Source organism: Streptomyces sp. NP-1717 (assembly GCF_022695985.1).
In the GTDB taxonomy this organism is placed as follows: Bacteria; Actinomycetota; Actinomycetes; order Streptomycetales; family Streptomycetaceae; genus Streptomyces.
In genome coordinates, this window is sequence record NZ_JAAPBF010000083.1 from 20,659 (window position 1) to 28,306 (window position 7,648).

General features: G+C 69.9%; 6 protein-coding genes. 3 read left to right on the forward strand and 3 right to left on the reverse strand.

The features are described from left to right. Positions 1-11 precede the first annotated feature (11 nt). The 3 genes from GXP76_RS18430 (at position 12) to GXP76_RS18440 (ending at position 5,583) form a co-directional block, all read left to right on the forward strand. A complete protein-coding gene (locus GXP76_RS18430) occupies positions 12-1,817 on the forward strand; it encodes a carbohydrate-binding protein (RefSeq protein WP_242572640.1) in 1,806 nt (601 codons plus the stop codon). 86 nt (positions 1,818-1,903) lie between these two features. After that, a complete protein-coding gene (locus GXP76_RS18435) occupies positions 1,904-4,330 on the forward strand; it encodes a glycoside hydrolase N-terminal domain-containing protein (protein ID WP_242572641.1) in 2,427 nt (808 codons plus the stop codon). Continuing rightward, on the forward strand, positions 4,327-5,583 hold the full coding sequence (locus GXP76_RS18440; RefSeq protein ID WP_242572642.1) for an SGNH/GDSL hydrolase family protein: 1,257 nt from the start codon (positions 4,327-4,329) through the stop codon (positions 5,581-5,583). Before GXP76_RS18435 ends, GXP76_RS18440 begins: the two co-directional genes overlap by 4 nt. Before the next feature lie 43 nt (positions 5,584-5,626). On the opposite strand, the gene GXP76_RS18445 is transcribed toward GXP76_RS18440, so the two are convergent. The 3 genes from GXP76_RS18445 to GXP76_RS18455 all read right to left on the reverse strand — a co-directional run. Further along, entirely contained in the window at positions 5,627-6,142 is a 516-nt protein-coding gene (locus GXP76_RS18445) for a GNAT family N-acetyltransferase (RefSeq protein WP_242572643.1), read from the reverse strand. Between the two features lie 57 nt (positions 6,143-6,199). Next, positions 6,200-6,628, reverse strand: a complete 429-nt coding sequence (locus GXP76_RS18450; RefSeq protein ID WP_242572644.1) for a pyridoxamine 5'-phosphate oxidase family protein — start codon at positions 6,626-6,628, stop codon at positions 6,200-6,202. Between the two features lie 45 nt (positions 6,629-6,673). Next, on the reverse strand, positions 6,674-7,648 hold a 975-nt coding region (locus GXP76_RS18455), incomplete at its 5' end, for an aldo/keto reductase (RefSeq protein ID WP_374361557.1).

Here is a 7,648-nt window from a genome sequence, read left to right on the forward strand (position 1 = left end):
GGCCCTTTCCCATGCGCCCATCCACCCGCACCGCTGCGAGAACCCTGCGCGCCGCGCTCGTACTCGCCGTCACGGCAGGTCTCGCGGTCGCCGTACCGACGACGAGCACGGCCGCGCAGACCCAACTCCCCGACCGGGCGAGCCCCATGGCCGAGAAGCCGTACATGGGCTGGAGCAGCTGGAGCCTGCAGACCACCTCGTATCCGGGGGTGAACCCCAACGGCAGCTACAGCTATCTCACCGAAGCCAATGTGAACAAGCAGACGGACGCCCTGGCGTCCAAGCTGAAGAAGTACGGCTACGAATACGTCAACATCGACGCCGGCTGGTGGCGCGGCTGGGACTGGACGCCGGAGTTCGACGAGTACGGGCGCCAGAAAACCAACACGGAGCGGTTCCCCAGCGGGATGAAGGCGGTCGCCGACCGTATCCACGGCAAGGGCCTCAAGGCCGGTATCTACCTCCCCGTCGGTCTGGAGAAGGAGGGGTACGGCGACGGAAAGCTGAGGATCTGGAACACCGACGACTGCACCACCGGCGACATCGTCCACAGCGATCTGCGCACGACCAACGGCTGGGACAGCTCGTACAAGATCGACTTCTCGAAGCCGTGCGCGCAGAAATACGTCGACTCCCAGGCGCGGCTCATCGCCGACTGGGGATACGACTTCCTCAAGCTCGACGGTGTCGGGCCCGGCTCCTTCAAGAGCGGTGACCAGTACGACAACCGCACGGATGTCGCCGCCTGGCAGAAGGCCATCAAGAGCACCGGGCGGCCCATCCACCTGGAGATCTCGTGGTCGCTCGACATCAATTACGCCAAGGACTGGCAGGCCACGTCCAACGGCTGGCGCGTCGACACGGACGTCGAGTGCTACTGCAACACCCTCGTGTCGTGGGAGAACTCGGTCGAGGACCGGTGGCGTGACACACCCGGCTGGACGCGTTACGCCGGGCCCGGCGGCTGGAACGACCTGGACGCCATCAATGTCGGCAACGCCGCCATGAGCGGCCTGACCAAGGCCGAGCGGCAGAGCTACATGACGCTCTGGGCGGTCGCCAAGTCCCCGCTGTACAGCGGGGACGACCTCACCAAGCTCGACGACTACGGTCTGTCGCTGATGACCAACCGCGACGTGCTGAAGATCAACCAGCAGCCGGGGAAGCCCGCCAAGCCCATCACCTCGGTCGGCGACGAGCAGGTCTGGGCGTCCCGGAACCCCGACGGCGGTTACACCGTCGCCCTGTTCAACCAGGGTGACTCCCCCTCGCCGGTGACCGCCGACTGGCAGGCACTCGGCTTCACCGGCCAGGCGTCCGTACGTGACGTGTGGAACGGCGAGAGCCTCGGCAGGCACAAGGACGGCATCACCCAGGCCGTCCCGGCGCACGGTTCGCGGCTGTTCACCGTCACCCCGCAGGGCCGCGAGCTGAGGACGACCGCCTACGAGGCGGAGTCCCCGGACAACGTCCTGTCCGGCTCCGCCTCCGTCGCCGGCTGCGACGAGTGCTCGGGCACCAGGAAGGTCGGCAACCTGTACGTCGGCGGCAAGGTCCAGTTCACGAACGTCGTCGTGGAGAAGGCGGGCCGCTATCTGGTCAAGGTCTCGTACACCTCCGGCGATCCGCGGTCGATCGGTGTCTCGGCCAACGGCAAGGCGCCTGTCGCGACGGCCTTCCCGGCCACCGGCGGCTGGTCCGCGGTCGACTCGATCAGCGTGCCGGTCACGCTGAAGGCGGGCAGCAACACCGTCACCTTCGACAGCGGTGACGGGTACTCCCCCGACATCGACAAGATCGACGTGCCGCGCCTCTGACGCCACCGCTGTGTGAGAGCACGTTCCGGGGGCGCGTCCTGAGCGGCGCGCCCCCTATCCGTTGTCCGCAGGAATGGAGTTGTCCCGTGAACGAGCAGCACCCGCACCTCCCGGACCCGTCCTCCGCAGGCCCCACCCGGCGCCGCGCGCTCACTCTCGCCGCCGGTGCCGGCGCGCTCACCGCACTCGGCGGGCTGCCCGCCTTCGCCGCCTCCCCGCCGCCCAAGCGCCCGGCCCTCTCCCCGATGCTCGCCGAAGGCGAGGGCTCCACGACCCGGATGTGGTACCGCGCGCCCGCCGGTGACACGACGATGCTGGAGCGGGCCCTGCCGGTCGGCAACGGCCGGCTCGGCGCACTCGTCGGCAACGACCCCGGGCATGAACTGCTGTTCGTCTCCGACGCCACGATGTGGACCGGCGGCAGCAACGACAAACTGGAGGCAGACGGCCAATTCCCCTACGGCCGGGCCGACTTCGGCAGCTTCACCCAACTGGCCCACGTGGCGATCGACATCCCGGACCACGATCTCGGCGCGGTCAACGACTACCGCCGCGAACTCGACATCGACCAGGGCCTGGTCACCTCCGGCTATGTCCGCTCGGGAGTCGCCTACGAGCGCCGCGTCTTCGCCAGCCACCCCGACGACGTGATCGTCGTCCACTTCACACAGCGCGGCGGCGGCCACTACACCGGCACGATCTCGCTCGACGGCACCCACGACGAGAAGACCTCGGCGGACGCCGGGAAGGACACCCTGTTCCTCGGCGCCCGGTTCGCGAACGGACTGCGGTACGGCGCCGCCGTCACCGCGCACAGCCGCAGCGGTTCGGTCACCGCAAGCGGTTCGCGGATCGTCTTCACCCGGTGCGCCGATCTGACCGTGGTCATCAGCGGCGGATCGAACTACGCCCCCGACTCCACCACCGGCTACCGGGACCCGGACCTCGATCCGACCGCGCTCGCCAGGACCAAGGTCCGCGACGCCGTACGCCACTCCCCCACCACACTGCTGCACACCCATGTCGCCGACTACCGCGACCAGTTCGAGGGAATGAGCGTCTCGCTCGGCCCCTCGTCGGCCGAGCAGCGGGCACTCGACACCTGGGAACGGCTGAAGCACCGTACGCAGCAGGACGTGCCCGACCCCGAACTCGAAGCGCTGTACGTCCAGTTCGGCCGCTATCTGCTGATCAGCAGTTCACGGGACGGGTTGCCGGTCGCCCTCCAGGGGCCGTGGCTGGACGGCAACGACCCGGACTGGATGGGCGATTACCACACCGACATCAACATCCAGATGAACTACTGGATCGCCGACCGCGCCGCGCTCTCGCGCAACTTCGACGCCTTCACCGACTACTGCCTCGCGCAGCTCCCGGTCTGGTCCGAGCTGACCCGGACCCACTTCAACGATCCCCGCAACCGGTTCCGCAACTCCTCGGGCGAGGTGGCCGGCTGGACCGTGGCGTACTCGACCAACATCTACGGCGGACTCGGCTGGTGGTGGCACCCGCCGGGCAACGCGTGGCTCTGCAACTCGCTGTGGGAGCACTACCAGTACACGCTGGATCCCGCACACGTGGAGAAGATCTACCCGATACTCAAGGGTGCCTGCGCGTTCTGGGAGAAGCGGCTGGTCACCATGACGGTCGAGGACGCGGAGACCGGCGCGGAGCGCGAAGTCCTCGTCGCCGACAACGACTGGTCGCCCGAACACGGCCCGCAGGACGCGAAGGGCATCACCTACGCGCAGGAGGTGGTCCGCGACCTGTTCGCGAACTACCGCGAGGCCTGCGAACTCCTGGGCAGGGACGCGGAGTTCGCCAGGACAGTGGCCGGACTCCAGGAACGGCTGTACCTGCCGGAGGTGAGCCCCAAGACCGGCTGGCTTCAGGAGTGGATGTCCCCCGACAATCTCGGTGAGACGACCCACCGTCATCTCTCGCCGCTGATGGGCCTGTTCCCCGGCGACCGCATCCGCCCGGACGCCTCGCCCGCCGCGCTGGTGAAGGGCGTCACCGAACTGCTCACCGCCCGCGGCATGGAGAGCTTCGGCTGGGCGAACGCGTGGCGCGCCCTGTGCTGGGCGCGGCTGAAGAACGCGGACAAGGCGTACGAGCTGGTCGTGAACAATCTGCGGCCCTCCGTCGACGGCAGCAACGGCAGTTCGATGAACCTCTTCGACATCTACGAGGTGGAGAAGGGCCGTGGGATCTTCCAGATCGAGTCCAACTTCGGCACTCCCGCCGCCATGATCGAGATGCTGCTCTACTCGCGGCCCGGCCATATCGAGCTGCTTCCGGCACTGCCGGACGCCTGGGCCCGGTCCGGCTCGGTCACCGGAATCGGGGCGCGCGGCGGTTTCGTCGTCGATCTGAGCTGGCGGGACGGGAAGGTCCGGGAGGCGAGGATCCGCAGTGCCGGCGGGCGCCGGACGAAGGTCACGGCCGGCGGTGTCTCGCACGACGTGGACCTGCGTTCCGGCAGAGCCGTCACACTGCGGAACTTCGGATGAGCGGGTCCGTGCGCCGTGCCGTACGCCTCGCTCTGATCGGTGTACTGGCGCTGGGCGCGACGCTCCTGGGGCCGGCGCATGTCCCGACGGCCACCGCCGCCGGGGCCGGCGTCGCGCCTCCGCCGCCCGCGAAGTCCGTCGTCACCTGGGCGGCGAGCGCGGACCGGATGGGTGAGGCGGGCGCGGACCGCAGTTACCGGCTGATCGTGCGGACGAGCGTGGGCGGCACGGGGCTCCGGGTCCGGCTGTCCAACGCGTTCGGCGACCGGCCCCTGGTCATCGGCCGCGCGTACGCCGGGATCGGCGACGGCGGCGCCCGGCTGCGCCCCGGCAGCAACAAGCGGCTCTCGTTCGGCGGCGTGGCCTCCGTGACCCTGGCACCGGGCGAGATCCGCTACAGCGACCCGCTGCCCGGCCGGGTCGCGGCGATGAGCGAGCTGGGCGTGAGTCTGTACGTACGCGACGCGGGCGGTCCCGCCACCGGGCACGGGATGGCGCTGCGGACGTCGTACGCGACGAGCGGGGACCACGCGGCGGAGGAACATGGCGGCGCGTACACCGAGCGGCTGGGGTCGTGGTTCTACCTCGACGCGGTCACCGTCGAGGCGGACCGCGGGACCGGCGCGGTCGTGACCCTCGGGGACTCCATCACGGACGGCTGGCAGTCCAGCACGGACAAGGACCTGCGCTGGCCGGACTTTCTCGCGCGCCGGCTGCGGGCTTCGCCCGACAGCACCGTGAAGGGGGTGGCGAACGCGGGGATCTCGGGCAACCAGGTACTGGCGGACGGCGCCGCGCAGAGCGCGCTCAAGCGGCTCGACCGGGACGTGCTGTCGCTGCCGGGCGTGCGTACGGTTGTGCTCTTCGAGGGCGTCAACGACATCAAGTCGCACACCGGTGTCACGGCCGCCGCCCTGACGGCGGGGTACCGCGAGATCATCGACCGGTCGCACGCGGCGGGCCTGTGTGTCGTCGGCGCCACCGTCCTGCCGTTCAAGGGCTGGTCGGAGTGGAATCCCGAGGAGGAGGCCGTGCGCGCCGAGGTGAACGAGTGGATCCGCACCAGCGGGGAGGTCGACGCCGTCGCGGACTTCGACAGGGTGCTGCGCAGCCCGTACGACGCGCGGCGCCTCCTGCCGACGTTCGACGGCGGCGACCATCTGCACCCCAACGACAAGGGGATGCAGGCGATGGCCGACTCGGTGGCCCTGACGTCGCTGGAGTGCGATCGGGGCGGCGCCCCCGGCCGGTGAGACCGTCCGGCAGATGACGGCGTCCCTGTGTCGTGGCGTCGTCTCAGGTGGTGAGGTCGGCGGCGAGGAGGTCCATCAGGAGTCCGTCGTGCCAAATCCCGTCGGGGCCGCGCTCGTAGTCGCGCATGATCCCGACGGGCCGGAAGCCGACCTTGCCGTAGCACCTGATCGCGGCGGCGTTGTCGGCGGCCGGATCGATCACGACGCGGTGGTGGCCGAGGTCCTCGATCAGATGCCTGGCCAGGGTGCGTACGGCGTCGGTGCCGACGCCGCGGCCGTGCGCCGCCGGGTCGACATAGATGTCGATGCTCGCGTGCCGGTAGTCGGGCTCCTCCTCGGCACCCCACTGGACGGCGCCGACCGTGGCGCCGTCCAGTTCGATCACCAGTGAGGTGGTGCCGGGCTCGTCCAGGTCCTCGGTCACGGCGGCGAGCAGGTCGTCGCCGCCGCGCCATGTCGCGTGGACCTCGGGCGTGGCGCGGATGGCGGCGAGTGCGGGGATGTCGTCGGGGACGGCGGGGCGCAGGACCACGAGAGCGCCCTTCAGTGTCTTCTCCATGAGGGCACGCTAATAGATCAGTGGTTCGAATTTCCTGTGCTTTGTCAGGGCGCCGGCTCAGAGCCCGCCGAGGTCGCTCGACACCCACCGCTGGGGCCGCATGCGGATGACGACCTGCTCGCCGTGCTCACCGCTCGCCATCGCGACATAGCCCTCGACCTTCCCGGCGGGCAGATAGCGGGTGGCCAGCTCCACCAGATGGTCACGGGTGCCGTCGATCCGCTCCGTCACCGGGCCCTCCACGGAGACGTACCGCACGGTCGGCGACACCCGCTCGACCAGCAGCGAGAAGCGCCCCGCCGCCCTGATCAGCTCGTCCTTGCGGGACCCGGCACCCGTCAGGATCCAGATGTCGCCGCCGGGCGCGTACTGGTACCAGATGGGGACGACGAGCGGAGCCCGGTCCTCGGCGCCGGAGTCGACGGCGAGGGCCGCGATGCGCGGCTCGGCGAGGAACTGTTCGCGTTCTTCACGGTTCAGGGCCACGGGATGTCTCCTTCGTACGAAGTACGGGGGTCTGTCCCGTCATCATTACCAGCGGTGGTGGATCTCCGCTCGGATACGGCCGTCGTACAGGTCCCGTACGGCGTCCAGCGTGGCGTCGGACAGCGGCGGGAGGGAGGCCGCGGCGGCGTTGGCCCGTGCCTGCCCGACCGAGCGGGCGCCGGGGATGACGCTGCTGACGCCGGGCTGCTGGATGATCCAGCGCAGCGCGGTCTGGGCCGGTGTGGCGCCCTCGGGGGCCAGCCCGGAGAATTCGACGGCCGCCGCGAGGCCCGTTCCGTAGTCGATGCCGGAGAAGGTCTCCCCCTGGTCGAACGCCTCGCCGTGCCGGTTGAAGCTCCGGTGGTCGTCGGCGGCGAAGACCGTGTCCTTCGTGTACTTGCCCGACAGCAGGCCGGAGGCGAGCGGGACACGCGCGATGATGCCGACCCCGGCCTCCCGGGCGGCGGGCAGCACCTCTTCGAGCGGCTTGAGCCGGAAGGGGTTGAGAATGATCTGGACGGAGGCGACGCCCGGCCTGGCTATGGCGGCCAGCGCCTCGGCGCAGGTCTCGACGCTCACGGCATACGCCGCGGTGCGCTTCTCGGCGACCAGGGTGTCGAGCGCGTCGAAGACGGCGTCCGAGGAGTAGACGGCGGTGGGCGGGCAGTGCAGCTGGACCAGGTCGAGGGTGTCCACGCCGAGGTTGGCTCGTGAACGGTCGTTCCAGGCACGGAAGTTGTCGAGGCTGTAGTTCTCCGGTCGCTGTTCCGCCCGGCGGCCCATCTTCGTCGCGACGAACACGTCGGCGTCGGGGCGGTTCTTCAGGAACCGGCCGATGAGCTGTTCGCTGCGGCCGTCGCCGTAGACGTCCGCCGTGTCGAAGAAGGTCACCCCCGCTTCGAGCGCCGCGTCGAGGACGGCGAAGGCGTCGGCCTCCGCGACATCACCCCAGTCGGCCCCCAGCTGCCAGGTGCCCAGTCCGACGACGGAGGCCTCGCGGCCCGTCCTGCCCAGTACGCG